Source organism: Enterobacter cloacae complex sp. 385G4, assembly GCF_057320665.1.
Map to the genome: position 1 here is coordinate 436,479 of NZ_JBXWDD010000002.1, position 18,639 is coordinate 455,117.

Consider the following 18,639-nt stretch of genomic DNA (forward strand, 5'->3'; position numbering starts at 1 on the left):
TCGAAAGAAAGCACCTGCGGGTGCTTTTTTTGTCTCCGTCACTTTCATTCTGAAGGTGTCTCGCATTTTAAGTTGCGTTTTCTGCAACGCGCTAAAAACCTTGCAGCGCTTGCTGTAGATTGCATTTTTCACGCCTGACACCCCGCTCGATCTGCCCGCATACTGCCACCCAGAAACAGGGAGGTAGCAATGGGAATTCCCGCTTTAGGTATCTGCGCCATTCTGGCGATAGCCCCGTTACTCTGGTTACCTGAACTGCCATCGCGTTATACCATCTGGATAATGATGGCTGGCGCAGTTGCACTGGCCGCACGCCAAAACGTACGGCTGAAGTATGTGGGGTTGACGCTGTTATTTTGCGTGTGGGGCATTCTGGCCGCGCAAGAGAGCGTCTGGCCGATGCAGCATTTAACCGCAGGTGCCGTACAGGCCGAGGTGGAGATCGCCGCGACTGATGGTGCCACTGTGCATCAGGGAAAAATACTCACCGTTGATGGCCATCGCTGGTGGGCGTCAACAGGCGTAACGCTTTATGGTCATTATCTGCCGCAGAAAGCGTGTGCCGGTCAGCGCTGGGCGATGACGCTCCGGCTCAGGCCTGTACACGGCGAACTGAACGACGGAGGGTATGACCCCCAGCGCAGCGCTATTGCCCGCCATCAAACGCTAAGTGGGCGTTTTACCCATGCAGAACTCATCGATGGACGCTGCAGCCTGCGAGCGCAATACCTGACATCGCTGCAAAACCGACTTTCAGTTTATCGCTGGGGCGCGGTTATCCTCGGGCTGGGCATGGGAGAACGTCTGGATGTCCCCAGGGAAATAAAAGACCTGATGCGTGAAACCGGCACGCTGCATCTGATGGCGATTTCGGGTCTGCATATCGCGCTGGCGGCCTCCATCGTCTGGTTTCTTGTGCGCGGGCTTCAGTTTTTATTACCTTGCCATCGGGTCAACTGGCAAATGCCTCTGCTGGCAGGGTTATTCTTTGCTGCTTTCTACGCCTGGCTGACCGGTCTGCAACCGCCCGCGCTACGCACGGTCATCGCACTTGCTGTACTGGCGGCGCTGCGGATCGGTTCCCGGCAATGGTCTCCATGGCAGGTGTGGATCTGCTGTGTCGCGGCGATCCTGATAAGCGATCCCTTAGCCATACTTTCGCAGAGTCTGCTTTTGTCTGCATTTGCCGTCGCCGCGCTGATTTTCTGGTTTCAGTGGTTGCCGCTTCCTCACTGGCAGTGGGCTCGCCGGATACGTCCGCTGCTGAACCTTGTCTATCTGCAGGTCGGCATGCTGTTACTTCTCATGCCGCTACAGGTTCTGATTTTCCATGGCTTTAGCATTTCATCGTTGATCGCCAACTTCTTTGCCGTGCCGTTGGTGACGTTTGTCTGCGTACCGCTGATTTTACTTGGCATGCTGCTCCATCTGCTGCCGCTGGCGGGGCTGGAAAGCGGCATCTGGTATGCAGCCGATAAGACGCTTGCCGGGTTGTTCTGGTTGCTGATGCGCCTGCCAGACGGCTGGCAGAGTGTGGACCAGCGCTGGCAGTACATGACGTTACTGCCGTGGCTTATCCTCATCGGCTGGCGTTTCCGCGCCTGGAAAACCGTTCCTGCCGTTTGTCTGGCGGGAAGTGTCTTGCTGGCTTCTCCCCTCTGGCGAACGGCGAAAAGCGACGCCTGGACGCTCCATATGCTGGACGTGGGGCAGGGGCTGGCAATGGTTATTGAACGACAGGGAAAAGCCATTCTTTACGATACCGGGCTTGCCTGGCCGGGCGGGGATAGTGCACAGCGGTTAATTATTCCATGGCTGCGCTGGCATCATCTGCAGCCGGAAGGCGTTATTCTCAGCCATGAGCATCTCGACCATGCGGGAGGTCTTGTATCGCTGCAAAAAACATGGCCCGAAATGTGGGTAAGAAGTCCGTTGCACCAGACTGGGCATCGTCCCTGCTTTCGCGGGCAAAGATGGCAATGGCAGGGGTTAACGTTCACCGTCCACTGGCCCACTGAAAATTATCCGGCTCAGGGTAACAATCACTCCTGCGTGGTAAAAATTGACGACGGCGAGCAGAGCGTTCTGCTGACGGGAGACATTGAAGCACAGGCAGAACAGGCTATGCTTAGCCATTACTGGCAGCATCTGACGTCCACCCTCATACAGGTACCTCATCACGGCAGCAATACCTCGTCTTCATTGCCGCTGGTACAGCGCCTGGAAGGGGAGATTGCGCTGGATTCAGCGGCCCGCTATAACGCATGGCGATTCCCGTCGGCTAAAGTAGTCCGGCGCTATCGAAAAGAGGGATATATCTGGCACGATACCCCCCATTCCGGGCAAATATCGGTGACATTTTCGCACCATCGCTGGCAAATCCGGCGCGTGCGGGATCAATTTTTACCCCCCTGGTATCATCAGTGGTTTGGCGCGCCCGTAGATAACGGGTAGAATATGCGGCTATTTCAACAAATGCTGGTTTTTTGAATGCATAACGACAAAGATCTCTCCACGTGGCAAACCTTCCGCCGACTCTGGCCGATGATTGCTCCCTTTAAAGCAGGCCTGATCGTGGCGGGTGTAGCGTTAATCCTCAACGCAGCCAGCGATACTTTTATGTTATCGCTCCTCAAACCGTTACTGGACGACGGTTTTGGTAAAACGGATCGCTCAGTGTTGCTATGGATGCCTCTGGTGGTTATCGGGCTGATGATCTTACGTGGTATCACCAGCTATATCTCCAGCTACTGTATCTCCTGGGTTTCCGGGAAAGTGGTTATGACCATGCGCCGTCGTCTGTTCAGCCACATGATGGGCATGCCGGTTTCATTCTTTGACAAGCAATCCACCGGGACGCTGCTGTCTCGTATTACCTACGATTCAGAGCAGGTTGCCTCCTCCTCTTCAAGCGCGCTGATTACCGTCGTGCGCGAAGGAGCGTCGATCATCGGTCTGTTTGCAATGATGTTCTATTACAGCTGGCAGCTGTCGCTGATCCTTATCGTGCTGGCACCGGTCGTGTCCATTGCTATCCGCGTCGTCTCAAAGCGCTTCCGCAATATCAGTAAGAATATGCAGAACACCATGGGGCAGGTGACGACCAGCGCAGAACAGATGCTGAAAGGGCACAAAGAAGTGTTGATCTTCGGCGGTCAGGAAGTTGAAACCAAACGCTTTGACAAAGTCAGCAACAAAATGCGTCTGCAGGGGATGAAGATGGTCTCGGCCTCTTCCATCTCTGACCCGATCATTCAGCTGATTGCCTCACTGGCGTTGGCGTTCGTTCTTTATGCGGCAAGCTTCCCGAGCGTAATGGAGACGCTGACGGCGGGTACTATCACCGTAGTCTTCTCCTCGATGATTGCCCTGATGCGCCCGCTGAAATCCCTGACCAACGTGAACGCCCAGTTCCAGCGCGGGATGGCCGCCTGCCAGACGCTGTTCAGCATTCTGGATTCTGAACAGGAAAAAGACGAAGGTACACGCGAGGTAGAGCGCTCGCGTGGCGACGTGGAGTTCCGCAACGTGACCTTCACCTATCCAGGCCGCGAAACGCCGGCTCTGCGCAATATCAACCTGACGATTCCGGCAGGTAAAACCGTTGCGCTGGTAGGCCGCTCCGGCTCCGGTAAATCCACCATTGCGAGCCTCATCACTCGTTTCTACGATATTAACGAAGGTGAGATCCTGCTGGATGGTCACGACCTGCGGGAGTACACCCTGCAGTCGCTGCGTAACCAGGTTGCGCTGGTTTCTCAGAACGTGCATCTCTTCAACGATACGGTTGCCAACAACATTGCTTATGCGCGCACTGACGAGTACAGCCGCGAGCAGATTGAGAACGCCGCGCGTATGGCGTATGCAATGGACTTTATCAACAAGATGGATAACGGTCTGGATACGATCATCGGTGAAAACGGGGTACTGCTCTCCGGCGGTCAGCGCCAGCGTATTGCCATTGCGCGCGCGCTGCTGCGCGATAGCCCGATACTGATCCTGGACGAAGCAACATCTGCACTGGATACGGAATCTGAACGCGCGATTCAGTCGGCGCTGGATGAACTGCAAAAGAACCGTACGTCGCTGGTGATTGCGCACCGTCTGTCCACTATTGAGCAGGCAGATGAGATCGTCGTGGTTGAGGACGGCATCATTGTTGAACGCGGAAGCCATGCCGATCTGCTGGAACATCGTGGCGTTTACGCCCAGCTTCATAAGATGCAGTTCGGCGAATGATTGCACGCATCTGGTCAGGTGAATCCCCGCTGTGGCTGCTGCTTTTGCCGCTCTCCTGGCTGTACGGCCTGGTAAGCGGCATTATTCGCCTGTTTTACCGTCTGGGGATCAAGCATGCCTGGCGCGCGCCGGTTCCGGTAGTCGTGGTGGGTAACCTCACGGCGGGCGGCAACGGCAAAACGCCAGTGGTGATCTGGCTGGTGGAGCAGTTGCAAAAACGCGGCATCCGCCCCGGCGTGGTGTCGCGTGGGTATGGTGGTAAAGCGGCGCACTACCCATTGCTGCTGTCGGCGGAAACCACTACCGCAGAAGCGGGTGATGAGCCAGTATTGATTTTCCAGCGTACCGGTGCGCCGGTTGCGGTCTCCCCGGTGCGCAGCGACGCCGTGCAGGCCCTGCTTGCTGAACACGCGGCACAGATCATCATCACTGACGACGGCCTGCAGCATTACGCTCTGGCGCGTGATAAAGAGATTGTAGTTATCGACGGCGTTCGTCGTTTCGGCAACGGCTGGTGGCTGCCCGCTGGCCCCATGCGTGAACGGGCTTCGCGTCTGAAGTCCGTTGATGCGGTGATTGTTAACGGCGGTGAAGCAAAGTCGGGTGAAATTCCTATGCGTCTGTTACCGGGAATGGCGGTCAACCTGGTGACGGGTGAACGCCGGGCGGTTGCAGAACTGCCTTCGCTGGTGGCTATGGCGGGTATTGGTCATCCGCCGCGCTTCTTCGCGACGCTGGAACAGTGTGGCGCCCGGCTGGAAAAACGCGTTCCGCTGGCTGACCATCAGGCGCTGGTGGCAGAGCAGGTTGAGGCGCTTACCGCGCCTGGCCAGACGCTCATTATGACCGAAAAAGATGCGGTGAAATGCCGTGCCTTTGCGAAAGATAACTGGTGGTATCTGCCCGTTGACGCTGAACTCAGCGGCGAACAGCCGGAACAATTGCTTAAGGAACTGATTGCGTTGGTGCAGTAGAGGCTTACGCGGTTCTGGTGGCGCTTTGACTGACAGGAAAACGCATGTCTTTACCGCAACTCTCGCTTTCAGCCGCACGTCATTTACACCTTGCCGCGCAGGGGCTGCTCAAAAAGCCCCGTCGCCGCGCGCAGCCTGCCGATATCCTCTCTACCGTCCAGCGCATGTCGCTGCTCCAAATCGACACCATTAACATTGTCGCCCGTAGCCCTTACCTGGTGCTGTTTAGCCGCCTGGGGAGTTATCCTCCGCAGTGGCTGGATGAGGCGCTCTCCAAAGGGGAGCTGATGGAGTACTGGGCTCACGAAGCCTGCTTCCTGCCCCGTAGCGATTTCGCCCTGGTGCGTCACCGTATGCTTGCTCCGGAAAAGATGGGATGGAAATACCGGCAGGCGTGGATGGAGGAACATGAGGCCGAAATAGAGCAGCTTATCAGCCATATTGAGGAAAACGGCCCCGTTCGATCCGCCGATTTTGAACATCCGCGCAAAGGTGCAGGCGGATGGTGGGAGTGGAAGCCGCACAAGCGTCATCTTGAAGGGTTGTTCACGTCAGGCAAAGTCATGGTCATTGAACGGCGTAATTTTCAGCGCGTTTATGATCTGACGCATCGCGTGATGCCTCACTGGGACGACGATCGGGATCTGCTTACTCAGGAGGCGGCCGAGGCCATCATGCTGGAGAACAGCGCCCGCAGCCTGGGCATTTTCCGTCCGCAATGGCTGGCAGACTATTACCGCCTCCGTCAGCCTGCGCTGAAGCCTCTGCTGGAGATGTGGCAGCGCGAACAGCGAGTTGTTCCCGTTATGGTGGAAACGCTGGGAGAAATGTGGCTGCATGCGGATCTTGTCCCTCTGCTGCCCGAGGCTCTGGAGGGGAAACTCCGGGCGACCCACAGCGCGGTATTGTCGCCGTTCGACCCGGTTGTCTGGGACAGAAAACGCGCCGAGCAGCTGTTTGACTTCAGCTACCGGCTGGAATGCTATACCCCGGCGCCAAAGCGGCAATACGGCTACTTTGTTTTACCGCTGCTGCACAAGGGACAACTGGTCGGACGCATGGATGCCAAAATGCACCGCAAGACCGGCACGCTTGAAGTCATTGCCCTTTATCTGCAAGAGGGCATCAGGGTCACGGCGAGCCTGGAAAAAGGGTTAACGTCCGCCATTAGCGAGTTCGCGCGCTGGCAGGAGGCTCGCGACGTAACGCTTGGCCGGGTACCTGACGGGTTATTCACATCCTGTCGAAGTGGCTGGGAAACAGGCACGCCCTGAAAAGGGAATGTGTTAAGCTTTAGCGATTACCCATACGGAGGAACTATGGATCACCGTTTACTTGAAATTATTGCCTGCCCGGTATGCAACGGCAAACTTTACTACAGCCAGGACAAACAGGAGCTGATCTGCAAGCTGGACAGTCTGGCCTTCCCGCTGCGTGACGGCATTCCGGTACTGCTGGAAAATGAAGCCCGTTCCCTGGTGGCAGAAGAGAGCAAACCATGAGTTTTGTTGTCATTATTCCTGCACGTTATGCCTCAACGCGTCTGCCGGGTAAACCGCTGGTAGATATCAACGGCAAGCCGATGATTGTGCATGTCCTTGAGCGGGCGCGTGAGTCCGGTGCCGACCGCATTATCGTTGCAACCGATCATCCTGATGTCGCCCGTGCGGTTGAGGCCGCAGGCGGTGAGGTGTGCATGACCCGCGCCGATCACCAGTCCGGCACCGAGCGTCTGGCTGAAGTGGTTGAGAAATGTGGTTTCAGTGACGATACGGTCATCGTAAACGTGCAGGGCGACGAGCCGATGATCCCGGCCGTTATTATCCGTCAGGTGGCGGAAAACCTGGCGCAGCGTCAGGTCGGTATGGCGACGCTCGCGGTGCCTATTCACCACGCTGAAGAGGCATTCAATCCGAATGCGGTGAAGGTGGTGATGGATGCCGAAGGCTATGCGCTCTATTTCTCCCGCGCTACGATTCCGTGGGATCGCGATCGCTTTGCGCTCTCTAAAGAGACCATCGGTGATTCTTTCCTGCGTCATATTGGGATCTACGGCTATCGCGCCGGCTTTATTCGCCGCTATGTAGCCTGGGCACCGAGCCCGCTGGAGCATATCGAAATGCTGGAGCAGCTTCGCGTGCTCTGGTATGGCGAAAAAATCCACGTTGCCGTTGCCCGCGAAGTACCGGGAACGGGCGTTGATACGCCGGAAGATCTTGAGCGCGTCCGCGCCGAGTTGCGCTAATCCCGCCTGCATCCCTCCTTTCGGAGGGATGTCCTCTCCCCGCAAATTCCCCTTTCTTTACCCTAATTGATCTCTTCCGGGTGACATCTTCACGCTGTGCGCTCATTATAAAAGCAGTAGTCTTAATGGGGGTAATCTCATATGGAACAGCTGCGTGCCGAACTTAGCCATCTGCTGGGTGAGAAGTTAAGCCGGGTCGAATGCGTGAGTGAAAAGGTCGATACCGCGCTCTGGTCGTTGTATGACGGCCAGGGCAACCCGATGCCGCTGATGGCACGAAGCTTCTCGTCGCCGGGCGTCGCCAGGCAGCTTGCCTGGAAAATGTCGATGCTGGCACGGGAGGGAACCGTCCGTATGCCGACCGTGTACGGCGTGATGACCCACGAGGAACATCCCGGCCCGGACGTACTGCTGATTGAGCGTTTACGCGGTGTGCCGGTAGAAGCGCCCGCGCGTACGCCGGAACGCTGGGAACAGCTGAAAGATCAGATTGTTGAGGCGCTGCTGGCCTGGCACCGACAGGATAGCCGAGGGCTTGTTGGTCCGGTTGACAGCACCCAGGAAAACCTGTGGCCGCTGTGGTATCGCCAGCGGGTGGAAGTGCTGTGGGGGACGCTTAACCAGTTCAACAATACCGGCTTGACCATGCAGGACAAACGTATTCTGTTTCGCACCCGCGAGTGCTTACCGGCGCTGTTCGACGGCTTTAACGACAACTGCGTGCTGATCCACGGCAATTTTACTCTGCGCAGTATGCTCAAAGACTCCCGCAGCGATCAGCTCCTGGCGATGCTAGGGCCGGGGATCATGCTCTGGGCACCGCGGGAATATGAGCTGTTCAGGCTCAGCGACAGCGGGGCGGCGGAAGGTTTACTGTGGCACTACCTTCAACGCGCGCCCGTTGCAGAGGCGTTTCTCTGGCGTCGCTGGCTTTATCTGCTCTGGGACGAAGTGGCGCAACTGGTCAACACCGGACGTTTCAATCGCGCCAACTTCGATCTGGCGGCTAAATCACTCTTGCCCTGGCTCGCCTGACGAGCCTTTCAGCCACTGCCAGAGGCGTCCGAGCGTCTCGTAGCCAACGCGATCGCTATGCATCAACCACATCGGAGAGGGGATCACCCGTTCCCATGGGTTGAGCGGCGCGCTGATGGCCATCTGGTTTGCCGGTGCGGGAAGCGGGTGCAAACCTTGCTTCTCGAAGAAAATCATCGCTCTTGGCAGGTGCGAGGCGGAGGTCACCAGTAAGAACGGAACATCGCCAATCGCCTGCTTCACCGCGGCAGCCTCTTCCTCGGTATCCTTTGGGCTGTCCAGCGTGATGATAGAGGAACGCGGTACGCCGAGCGATTCCGCGATTCTGGCCCCCGCTTCAGCCGTACTCACCGGGTTGGTTTTGGCCGCTGCGCCGGTGAAGATCATTTTTGATCCCGGATTCGCCAGCCACAGGCGAATACCTTCGTTTAGCCGCGGCAGGCTGTTGTTGATCAGGTTCGAACTGGGGGCCCAGTCAGGGTCCCAGGTATACCCGCCGCCCAGCACAACGATGTAATCAACTTTCTGGTTTCCCTGCCACGTAGGGTACCTGTTTTCGATGGGGCGCAGCAGTCCATCCGCCACCGGCTGCAGGCTCAGCAGCAGCAGGACCAGCCAGCCGAACGTAATAAGCGTTTTGCCACTCTTCTGAAAGCGACTAAACCACACCAGCGCCAGCCCCAGCGCGATGATGATAAGCAGCAGCGGAAGGGGAAGCATCATCCCTCCAACGTATTTCTTAAGGGTAAAAAGCATCCTTTTTGGTTCCTTTTTTGACCATACAGCAGATGATTACCGGTGATATTACACCAGAGAGGTTCATTCTCCGCGCGGGTGTGACAAAATAGCGGTTTTGCAGTTAGCGAGTGGAACTCTCCCAATGCGGGATCGCAATTTTGATGACATCGCGGAAAAGTTTTCGCGCAACATTTATGGCACCACGAAAGGGCAGCTCCGTCAGACGATCCTCTGGCAGGATCTGGACACTATTCTGGCGACGTTCGGTGGTCAAACGTTGCGCGTGCTGGACGCCGGTGGTGGTGAAGGGCAGACGGCGATAAAAATGGCTGAACGCGGTCATCACGTCACGCTTTGCGATCTTTCTGCTGAAATGGTCGCCCGCGCGACGCGTGCGGCAGAAGAGAAAGGTGTGAGCGACAACATGCATTTTATACAATGCGCCGCTCAGGACATCGCGCAGCATTTGGAAACCCAGGTTGATCTGATATTGTTTCATGCGGTGCTGGAGTGGGTTGCCGATCCGCAAAGCGTGTTACAAACCCTGTGGTCAATGTTACGTCCGGGCGGTACGCTGTCGCTGATGTTCTACAATGCTAACGGCTTCCTGATGCACAACATGGTGGCAGGGAACTTCGACTATGTTCAGGTCGGGATGCCGAAAAAGAAAAAACGCACGCTTTCCCCGGACTATCCGCGCGATCCGCAGCAGGTTTACGGCTGGCTGGAAGAGATTGGCTGGCAGATCGTCGGGAAGACGGGCGTCAGGGTGTTTCATGATTATCTGCGTGAAAAACACAAACAGCGTGACTGTTTTGACACCTTAACAGAATTAGAAACGCGGTATTGCCGCCAGGAGCCGTTCGTCAGCCTTGGCCGCTATATTCACGTCACCGCGCACAAGCCGCAGATGCAAGGATAACCTATGAGTGAATTTTCCCAGACAGTCCCCGAACTGGTTGCCTGGGCCAGGAAAAACGATTTCTCCATCTCGCTGCCGGTAGACAGACTCTCTTTCCTGCTGGCGGTTGCCACGCTGAACGGCGAACGGCTGGATGGTGAAATGAGCGAGGGTGAATTGGTGGATGCGTTCCGCCACGTCAGTGATGCGTTTGAGCAAACCAGCGAAACCATTAGCGTGCGTGCCAATAACGCAATCAACGATATGGTGCGTCAACGTCTGCTGAACCGCTTTACCAGCGAGCAGGCGGAAGGAAACGCCATCTATCGCCTGACGCCGCTGGGCATCGGCATCACCGACTACTACATTCGCCAGCGCGAATTTTCCACGCTGCGTCTCTCCATGCAGCTCTCGATCGTGGCGGGTGAGCTTAAACGTGCCGCTGACGCGGCCGATGAAAACGGTGACGAATTCCACTGGCACCGCAACGTTTACGCGCCGCTGAAATACTCGGTGGCCGAGATTTTCGACAGTATCGATCTCACTCAGCGTCTGATGGACGAGCAGCAGCAGCAGGTGAAAGATGATATCGCGCAGCTGCTGAACAAAGACTGGCGTGCGGCCATTTCCAGCTGTGAACTTTTATTGTCAGAAACCTCCGGTACGCTGCGTGAGCTGCAGGATACGCTGGAGGCCGCAGGGGACAAGCTGCAGGCCAACCTGCTGCGCATCCAGGATGCGACCCTGGCGCACGACGATCTGCATTTTATCGACCGTCTGGTGTTTGATCTGCAGAGCAAACTTGACCGCATTATCAGCTGGGGCCAGCAGTCGATCGATCTGTGGATCGGCTATGACCGCCACGTGCATAAATTTATCCGTACCGCGATTGATATGGATAAAAACCGCGTCTTTGCTCAGCGTCTTCGTCAGTCGGTACAGACCTACTTTGATGCACCGTGGGCGCTGACCTATGCCAATGCCGATCGTCTGTTGGATATGCGCGACGAAGAGATGGCGCTGCGCGATGAAGAGGTCACCGGTGAACTGCCGCCGGATCTGGAGTACGAAGAATTCAACGAAATTCGTGAGCAACTTGCGGCGATGATCGAAGAACAGCTCGCCGTCTACAAAACCAGACAAGCGCCGCTGGATCTTGGGCTCGTGGTGCGCGACTATCTGGCGCAATATCCGCGCGCGCGCCACTTCGACGTTGCCCGCATTGTGGTAGACCAGGCGGTGCGCCTGGGTATCGCGCAAGCAGACTTCACCGGACTGCCGCCGAAGTGGCAGCCAATTAACGATTACGGAGCCAAGGTACAGGCGCATGTCATTGACAAATATTGAACAAGTGATGCCAGTTAAGCTGGCACAGGCGCTGGCGAATCCGTTATTTCCGGCGCTGGACAGCCAGCTGCGTGCCGGTCGTCACATTGGCCTGGACGAGCTGGATAATCACGCCTTTTTGATGGACTTCCAGGAGTACCTGGAAGAGTTTTACGCCCGCTATAACGTGGAGCTTATCCGCGCGCCGGAAGGCTTTTTCTATCTGCGCCCGCGTTCCACGACCCTGATCCCGCGCTCCGTGCTCTCCGAGCTGGACATGATGGTTGGCAAAATTCTTTGCTATCTCTACCTCAGCCCGGAACGCCTGGCAAATGAAGGCATCTTCACCCAGCAGGAGCTGTACGATGAACTGCTGACGCTGGCGGATGAGAGCAAGCTGCTTAAGCTGGTGAATAACCGTTCGACGGGGTCGGATCTTGACCGTCAAAAATTACAGGAAAAGGTTCGCTCTTCCCTGAACCGTCTGCGCCGTCTGGGGATGGTCTGGTTTATGGGCCACGACAGCAGCAAATTCCGCATCACGGAATCGGTCTTCCGCTTCGGCGCCGACGTGCGTGCGGGCGATGATGCGCGTGAAGCGCAGCTTCGCATGATCCGCGACGGTGAAGCGATGCCGGTGGAAAACCATTTGCAGCTCAATGATGAGCATGAAGAGAATCTGCCGGATAGCGGGGAGGAAGAGTAATGATTGAACGCGGTAAATTTCGCTCACTGACGCTGATTAACTGGAACGGCTTCTTTGCCCGAACCTTCGATCTGGATGAGCTGGTCACGACGCTCTCAGGTGGTAACGGGGCGGGTAAATCCACCACCATGGCGGCGTTTGTAACGGCGCTAATCCCCGACCTGACGCTGCTTCACTTCCGTAACACCACCGAAGCGGGCGCGACAAGCGGCTCCCGCGATAAAGGCCTGCACGGTAAGCTGAAAGCGGGCGTCTGTTATTCCGTGCTGGACGTCATCAACTCCCGTCACCAGCGCGTGGTGGTGGGCGTACGTCTGCAACAGGTTGCCGGCCGCGACCGTAAAGTGGATATCAAACCGTTCGCCATTCAGGGGCTGCCAACCTCCGTACAGCCGACCGCGCTGCTGACGGAAACGCTGAATGAACGCCAGGCGCGCGTCCTGACGCTGCAGGAGCTGAAGGACAAGCTTGAAGCCATCGAAGGGGTGCAGTTTAAGCAGTTCAACTCGATTACTGACTATCACTCACTGATGTTCGATCTGGGCGTGGTGGCGCGCCGTCTGCGCACCGCTTCAGACCGTAGTAAATACTACCGTCTGATCGAAGCGTCCCTGTACGGCGGTATCTCCAGCGCCATTACCCGTTCCCTGCGTGACTATCTGCTGCCGGAAAACAGCGGCGTGCGTAAGGCCTTCCAGGACATGGAGGCGGCACTGCGTGAAAACCGCATGACGCTGGAAGCGATTCGCGTTACCCAGTCTGACCGCGACCTGTTTAAACACCTGATCAGTGAAGCGACCAACTACGTGGCGGCGGACTATATGCGCCACGCCAACGAGCGCCGCGTCCATCTCGATCAGGCATTAGAATATCGCCGCGAACTGTTTACCTCCCGTAAACAGCTGGTGGCCGAGCAGTACAAGCACGTCGAAATGGCGCGCGAGTTGGGTGAGCACAACGGTGCCGAGGGCGACCTGGAAGCCGACTACCAGGCCGCCAGCGATCACCTGAACCTGGTGCAGACCGCGCTGCGTCAGCAGGAAAAGATCGAACGCTACGAAGCGGACCTCGATGAGCTGCAAATTCGTCTCGAAGAGCAAAATGAAGTAGTGGCCGAAGCCGCCGAGATGCAGGAAGAGAATGAAGCCCGCGCCGAAGCCGCCGAGCTGGAAGTGGACGAGCTGAAAAGCCAGCTTGCGGACTACCAGCAGGCGCTGGACGTGCAGCAGACGCGTGCGATTCAATACAACCAGGCGCTGCAGGCGCTACAGCGTGCGAAAGAGCTGTGTCATCTGCCGGATCTGACGCCGGAAAGTGCCGACGAGTGGCTGGACACCTTCCAGGCCAAAGAGCAGGAAGCCACCGAGAAACTGCTCTCGCTTGAACAGAAAATGAGCGTCGCGCAAACGGCGCACAGCCAGTTTGAACAGGCTTATCAGCTGGTAGTTGCCATTAACGGCCCGCTGGCGCGTAGCGAAGCCTGGGACGTTGCCCGTGAACTGCTGCGCGACGGCGTCAACCAGCGCCATCTGGCCGAGCAGGTGCAGCCGCTGCGTATGCGCCTGAACGAGCTGGAACAGCGCCTGCGCGAGCAGCAGGAAGCCGAACGTCTGCTGGCCGAGTTCTGCAAGCGTCAGGGTAAACATTACGATTTCGACGAGCTCGAGGTGCTGCATCAGGAACTGGAAGCGCGTATTGCGGCCCTGTCCGATACCGTATCAAATGCCAGCGAACAGCGTATGACGCTGCGTCAGGAGCTGGAGCAGCTTCAGTCCCGTTCGAAGGCGCTCCTGCAGCGTGCGCCGGTCTGGCTGGCAGCGCAAAGCAGCCTGAACCAGCTCAGCGAACAATGCGGCGAGCAGTTCGAGTCCAGCCAGGAAGTGACCGAATACCTGCAACAGCTGCTGGAGCGCGAGCGCGAAGCCATTGTTGAACGTGACGAAGTGGGTGCCCGCAAGCGTGACGTCGATGAAGAAATCGAGCGCTTAAGCCAGCCGGGCGGGTCAGAAGATCCGCGTCTGAACACCTTAGCCGAGCGTTTTGGCGGCGTACTGCTGTCTGAGATTTACGATGACGTTGGCCTGGACGATGCGCCGTACTTCTCCGCGCTGTACGGTCCATCCCGCAACGCAATTGTGGTGCCGGATCTGTCGCTGATTTCTGAGCAGCTCGCAGGGCTGGAAGATTGCCCGGAAGATCTCTATCTGATCGAAGGGGATCCGCAGTCGTTCGATGACAGCGTCTTCAGCGTTGACGAGCTGGAAAAAGCGGTGGTGGTGAAAATCGCCGATCGCCAGTGGCGTTACTCCCGCTTCCCGGAGCTGCCGCTGTTTGGCCGCGCCGCGCGCGAAAGCCGCATCGAGAGTCTCCACGCCGAGCGTGAAACGCTGTCTGAACGCTTTGCCACTCTGTCGTTTGACGTACAGAAAACCCAGCGTCTGCACCAGGCGTTCAGCCGCTTTATCGGCAGCCATCTGGGCGTGGCGTTTGAAGCCGACCCGGAAGCGGAAATCCGCAAGCTCAACACCCGCCGTGGCGAGCTGGAGCGCGCGATTGCCAGTCATGAAAGTGACAACCAGCAGAGCCGCGTCCAGTTCGAACAGGCGAAAGAGGGCGTCGCTGCCCTTAACCGCATTCTGCCGCGCCTGAACCTGCTGGCGGATGACACGCTGGCCGACCGCGTGGATGAGATCCAGGAACGTCTGGATGAAGCCCAGGAAGCCGCGCGCTTCGTGCAGCAGCACGGCAACCAGCTGGCGAAGCTGGAGCCCGTCGTGTCTGTACTGCAGAGCGACCCGGAACAGTTCGAGCAGTTAAAAGAAGATTATGCCTGGTCGCAGCAGGTGCAGCGCGAAGCACGTCAGCAGGCGTTTGCCCTGACGGAAGTGGTGCAGCGTCGTGCGCACTTCGGCTACTCCGATTCGGCTGAAATGCTGAGCGGTAACAGCGACCTGAATGAAAAACTGCGCCAGCGCCTTGAGCAGGCGGAAGCGGAACGTACCCGCGCTCGCGAAGCGATGCGCAGCCACTCCGCTCAGCTGAACCAGTACAACCAGGTGCTGGCCTCGCTGAAAAGCTCCTTCGACACCAAGAAAGAGCTGTTAAACGACCTGCAGAAAGAGCTGCAGGACATTGGCGTTCGTGCCGACAGCGGGGCGGAAGAACGCGCGCGCATTCGTCGTGATGAGCTGCATAGCCAGCTCAGCAATAACCGCGCGCGTCGTAATCAGCTGGAGAAAGCGCTCACCTTCTGCGAAGCGGAAATGGATAACCTGACCCGCCGCCTGCGCAAGCTGGAGCGCGACTATCATGAAATGCGCGAGCAGGTCGTGACGGCGAAAGCGGGCTGGTGCGCCGTGATGCGGATGGTGAAAGACAACAACGTTGAACGTCGCCTGCACCGTCGCGAGCTGGCATACCTTTCTGCCGATGAGCTGCGTTCGATGTCGGATAAGGCGCTGGGTGCGCTGCGTCTGGCGGTGGCGGATAACGAACACCTGCGCGACGTGCTGCGCATGTCAGAGGATCCGAAACGTCCTGAACGTAAAATCCAGTTCTTCGTTGCGGTTTATCAGCACCTGCGCGAGCGTATTCGTCAGGACATTATCCGTACCGACGATCCGGTCGAAGCCATCGAACAGATGGAAATCGAGCTGGGCCGCCTGACGGAAGAGCTGACCTCCCGCGAGCAGAAGCTGGCGATCAGCTCCCGCAGCGTGGCGAATATCATTCGCAAAACCATTCAGCGCGAGCAGAACCGTATCCGCCAGCTGAACCAGGGGCTGCAGAGCGTCTCGTTTGGTCAGGTCAACAGCGTGCGTCTTAACGTCAACGTGCGGGAAGCCCACGCGACGCTGCTGGAAGTGCTCTCTGAGCAGCACGAGCAGCATCAGGATCTGTTCAACAGCAACCGTCTGACCTTCTCCGAAGCGCTGGCGAAGCTGTATCAGCGCCTGAATCCGCAGATTGATATGGGCCAGCGTACTCCGCAAACCATCGGTGAAGAGCTGCTGGACTATCGTAACTACCTGGAAATGGAAGTTGAGGTAAACCGTGGTTCAGACGGCTGGCTGCGTGCGGAATCCGGAGCGCTGTCGACCGGTGAAGCCATTGGTACCGGGATGTCGATTCTGGTGATGGTGGTACAGAGCTGGGAAGATGAAGCGCGCCGCCTGCGCGGGAAAGACATCTCCCCATGCCGACTGCTGTTCCTCGATGAAGCGGCGCGTCTTGATGCCCGCTCGATTGCCACGCTGTTTGAGCTTTGCGAACGTCTCGATATGCAGCTCATCATTGCGGCACCGGAAAACATCAGCCCTGAAAAAGGCACCACCTATAAGCTGGTGCGTAAAGTGTTCCAGAACAGCGAACACGTGCATGTTGTCGGGCTGCGTGGCTTTGCGCCGCAGCCGCCGGAATCATTGCCGGAAACCACGGCAGACGCTTCCTGAGGCGTTTTGTTACAAAGAGCGGCGCAGAAGCGCCGCTTTTTTTATTCTCTTAACTTGTGTTCAGGGCTGCGTTATCTTTAAACTTCTTTACATAAGGTAAGGCAACAGAGTTGTCGTCTACCTATAATAAAAGAAAGCCCCACCGTGATGGGCATGTCGTGAAAACAGGGGGCAAGGGATGTTGCTAAAGAAAGAATGTGGTCGTCAACTGTCAGCGCTGAGTTTATGTCTGGCAGTGATGTTTGCTCCACTGTTAACCGCCCAGGCCGACGAGCCTGAAATTGTGCCGACTGACAGCACCGCAACGACAGGCGCGCAGCCGACGTCATTGTCTCAGCCGCTGGAACAGTCTACGGCAACGGCCATCATGGCCGGGATTAAGCCGCTGCCGGAAGGCATCGACGTTGAATCGCTCAGCCAGCAGCTCCAGACAGGCCTGCCTTCAGGCTACACGCCTGCCTATATCAATCAGCTCACGCTGCTATATGCTGCCCGCGATATGAAACCCATGTGGGAAAATCGTGAAGCCGTGCGCGCCTTCCAGCAACAGCTGGCGGAAGTGGCGATTGCGGGATTCCAGCCGCAGTTTACGAAGTGGGTTGAGCTGCTAACCGATCCTGCCGTCACCGGTCAGGCGCGGGACGTGGTCCTTTCCGATGCCATGATGGGTTACCTGCAGTTTGTGGCGGGTATTCCGGTCAATGGCAACCGCTGGCTGTACAGCGATAGGCCCTATAAGCTGGCGACGCCAGCCCTGTCGGTGATTAACCAGTGGCAATTAGCGCTGGATAACGGCGACCTGCCGCACTTCATTACCAGCCTCGCGCCGGCGCATCCACAGTATGCCACGATGCACCAGTCGCTCCTCGCGCTGGTGGGGGACTCGCGTCCATGGCCGCAAATGCGGGGGACCGCAACGCTGCGTCCGGGTCAGTGGAGCAGCGATGTGCCAGCCCTGCGCGAGATCCTTAAACGCTCCGGTATTCTTGATGGCGGGCCGAAGATTGCCCTGCCGGGCGACGATCCGCAAAGCGCGGTGGTCAGCCCGTCAGCGCCCATAAAAGAGAACAAGGCCACTACCCTGAGCAATAAGCCCGAGGCTTACGATCGCGAGCTGGTCGCCGCGGTTAAACAGTTCCAGGCCGCTCAGGGGCTGGGAGCCGATGGCGTCATTGGACCCTCAACGCGTGACTGGCTTAACGTATCGCCTGCGCAGCGGGCCGGGGTGCTGGCGCTTAATATTCAGCGTTTGCGTTTGCTGCCGGGCACGCTGTCTACCGGCATTATGGTCAATATCCCGGCCTATTCACTGGTTTATTATCAGGACGGTAGCGAGAAGCTGGCCTCGCGCGTGATTGTCGGGCGTCCGGATCGCAAAACGCCGATGATGAGCAGCGCGTTAAATAACGTGGTGGTTAACCCGCCGTGGAACGTGCCGCCGACGCTGGCGCGTAAGGACATTCTGCCTAAGGTCTGGAACGATCCGGGTTATCTGGAACGTCACGGCTATACGGTCATGCGTGGCTGGAACAGTAAAGAGGCGATCGATCCTTACATGGTCGACTGGTCGACGATCACGGCCTCCAACCTGCCGTTCCGCTTCCAGCAGGCTCCCGGAGCCCATAACTCGCTGGGGCGCTACAAATTCAACATGCCAAGTTCAGATGCTATCTATCTGCACGATACGCCGAACCACAATCTGTTCCAGAAAGATACCCGGGCACTGAGTTCAGGCTGCGTGCGGGTGAATAAAGCCTCGGAGTTGGCCAACATGCTGCTGCAGGATGCGGGCTGGAACGATACGCGTATTTCTGACGCCCTGAAGCAGGGTGATACGCGCTACGTGAATATTCGCCACAACATTCCGGTTAATCTTTATTATCTGACAGCGTTTGTGGGTGAAGACGGTCGCACGCAGTACCGTACAGATATTTACAATTATGATCTCACCGCGCGATCCGGCGCACAAATTTTGCCAAAAGCGGAACAATTAATCAGGTAAATGAAGTAGTTCGGGAAAAATG

The 18,639-nt window shown here is 57.3% G+C and carries 13 protein-coding genes; 12 read left to right on the plus strand and 1 reads right to left on the minus strand.

Annotation, left to right across the window (positions count from 1 at the left end):
- Nucleotides 1-189: 189 nt before the first annotated feature.
- The 7 genes from AC2FAJ_RS09910 to AC2FAJ_RS09940 all read left to right on the plus strand — a co-directional run bounded on the left by AC2FAJ_RS09910 (nt 190) and on the right by AC2FAJ_RS09940 (nt 8,493).
- Complete coding sequence (locus AC2FAJ_RS09910; protein ID WP_041910624.1) at nt 190-2,454, plus strand: ComEC family protein; 2,265 nt, start codon at nt 190-192, stop codon at nt 2,452-2,454.
- A 36-nt stretch (nt 2,455-2,490) separates the two neighbouring features.
- Nucleotides 2,491-4,239 (plus strand): lipid A ABC transporter ATP-binding protein/permease MsbA, encoded by a 1,749-nt coding sequence (gene msbA, locus AC2FAJ_RS09915; protein ID WP_485454093.1) that lies wholly within the window; start codon nt 2,491-2,493, stop codon nt 4,237-4,239.
- The gene (lpxK, locus tag AC2FAJ_RS09920) at nt 4,236-5,213 is read left to right on the plus strand and encodes a tetraacyldisaccharide 4'-kinase (RefSeq protein ID WP_485454094.1); all 978 of its coding nucleotides are present in this window, start codon (nt 4,236-4,238) and stop codon (nt 5,211-5,213) included. The genes msbA and lpxK overlap by 4 nt, the downstream gene beginning before the upstream one ends.
- A gap of 44 nt (nt 5,214-5,257) precedes the next feature.
- Complete coding sequence (locus AC2FAJ_RS09925; RefSeq protein ID WP_485454095.1) at nt 5,258-6,487, plus strand: winged helix-turn-helix domain-containing protein; 1,230 nt, start codon at nt 5,258-5,260, stop codon at nt 6,485-6,487.
- A 45-nt stretch (nt 6,488-6,532) separates the two neighbouring features.
- Nucleotides 6,533-6,715: a protein YcaR gene (gene ycaR, locus AC2FAJ_RS09930; RefSeq protein ID WP_006174474.1), complete on the plus strand. Its 183-nt coding sequence runs from the start codon at nt 6,533-6,535 to the stop codon at nt 6,713-6,715.
- Nucleotides 6,712-7,458 (plus strand): 3-deoxy-manno-octulosonate cytidylyltransferase, encoded by a 747-nt coding sequence (gene kdsB, locus AC2FAJ_RS09935; protein WP_028012573.1) that lies wholly within the window; start codon nt 6,712-6,714, stop codon nt 7,456-7,458. The genes ycaR and kdsB overlap by 4 nt, the downstream gene beginning before the upstream one ends.
- Before the next feature lie 141 nt (nt 7,459-7,599).
- The gene (locus tag AC2FAJ_RS09940; protein WP_028012574.1) at nt 7,600-8,493 is read left to right on the plus strand and encodes a YcbJ family phosphotransferase; all 894 of its coding nucleotides are present in this window, start codon (nt 7,600-7,602) and stop codon (nt 8,491-8,493) included.
- Here the strand turns inward: AC2FAJ_RS09940 and elyC are convergent.
- The gene (gene elyC / locus AC2FAJ_RS09945; RefSeq protein WP_028012575.1) at nt 8,470-9,249 is read right to left on the minus strand and encodes an envelope biogenesis factor ElyC; all 780 of its coding nucleotides are present in this window, start codon (nt 9,247-9,249) and stop codon (nt 8,470-8,472) included. The two genes, AC2FAJ_RS09940 and elyC, sit on opposite strands and share 24 nt — an antisense overlap.
- A 124-nt stretch (nt 9,250-9,373) precedes the next feature.
- Between elyC and cmoM the strand changes: the two genes are divergently transcribed.
- The 5 genes from cmoM to ldtD all read left to right on the plus strand — a co-directional run bounded on the left by cmoM (nt 9,374) and on the right by ldtD (nt 18,617).
- On the plus strand, nt 9,374-10,153 hold the full coding sequence (gene cmoM, locus AC2FAJ_RS09950; RefSeq protein ID WP_028012576.1) for a tRNA uridine 5-oxyacetic acid(34) methyltransferase CmoM: 780 nt from the start codon (nt 9,374-9,376) through the stop codon (nt 10,151-10,153).
- A gap of 3 nt (nt 10,154-10,156) precedes the next feature.
- Nucleotides 10,157-11,479, plus strand: a complete 1,323-nt coding sequence (mukF, locus tag AC2FAJ_RS09955; protein WP_041910621.1) for a chromosome partition protein MukF — start codon at nt 10,157-10,159, stop codon at nt 11,477-11,479.
- Nucleotides 11,460-12,164: a chromosome partition protein MukE gene (mukE, locus tag AC2FAJ_RS09960; RefSeq protein ID WP_008499954.1), complete on the plus strand. Its 705-nt coding sequence runs from the start codon at nt 11,460-11,462 to the stop codon at nt 12,162-12,164. The genes mukF and mukE overlap by 20 nt, the downstream gene beginning before the upstream one ends.
- Nucleotides 12,164-16,615: a chromosome partition protein MukB gene (mukB, locus tag AC2FAJ_RS09965; RefSeq protein WP_041910620.1), complete on the plus strand. Its 4,452-nt coding sequence runs from the start codon at nt 12,164-12,166 to the stop codon at nt 16,613-16,615. Before mukE ends, mukB begins: the two co-directional genes overlap by 1 nt.
- 178 nt (nt 16,616-16,793) lie before the next feature.
- Entirely contained in the window at nt 16,794-18,617 is a 1,824-nt protein-coding gene (gene ldtD, locus AC2FAJ_RS09970; RefSeq protein ID WP_041910619.1) for a L,D-transpeptidase, read from the plus strand.
- Nucleotides 18,618-18,639 lie beyond the last annotated feature (22 nt).

Coding starts and splice junctions, on each gene's coding strand:
- AC2FAJ_RS09910 (WP_041910624.1), top strand. CDS start 190: ATGGGAATTCCCGCTTTAGGTATCTGCGCCATTCTGGCGATAGCCCCG.
- msbA (WP_485454093.1), top strand. CDS start 2,491: ATGCATAACGACAAAGATCTCTCCACGTGGCAAACCTTCCGCCGACTC.
- lpxK (WP_485454094.1), top strand. CDS start 4,236: ATGATTGCACGCATCTGGTCAGGTGAATCCCCGCTGTGGCTGCTGCTT.
- AC2FAJ_RS09925 (WP_485454095.1), top strand. CDS start 5,258: ATGTCTTTACCGCAACTCTCGCTTTCAGCCGCACGTCATTTACACCTT.
- ycaR (WP_006174474.1), top strand. CDS start 6,533: ATGGATCACCGTTTACTTGAAATTATTGCCTGCCCGGTATGCAACGGC.
- kdsB (WP_028012573.1), top strand. CDS start 6,712: ATGAGTTTTGTTGTCATTATTCCTGCACGTTATGCCTCAACGCGTCTG.
- AC2FAJ_RS09940 (WP_028012574.1), top strand. CDS start 7,600: ATGGAACAGCTGCGTGCCGAACTTAGCCATCTGCTGGGTGAGAAGTTA.
- elyC (WP_028012575.1), bottom strand. CDS start 9,249: ATGCTTTTTACCCTTAAGAAATACGTTGGAGGGATGATGCTTCCCCTT.
- cmoM (WP_028012576.1), top strand. CDS start 9,374: ATGCGGGATCGCAATTTTGATGACATCGCGGAAAAGTTTTCGCGCAAC.
- mukF (WP_041910621.1), top strand. CDS start 10,157: ATGAGTGAATTTTCCCAGACAGTCCCCGAACTGGTTGCCTGGGCCAGG.
- mukE (WP_008499954.1), top strand. CDS start 11,460: ATGTCATTGACAAATATTGAACAAGTGATGCCAGTTAAGCTGGCACAG.
- mukB (WP_041910620.1), top strand. CDS start 12,164: ATGATTGAACGCGGTAAATTTCGCTCACTGACGCTGATTAACTGGAAC.
- ldtD (WP_041910619.1), top strand. CDS start 16,794: ATGTTGCTAAAGAAAGAATGTGGTCGTCAACTGTCAGCGCTGAGTTTA.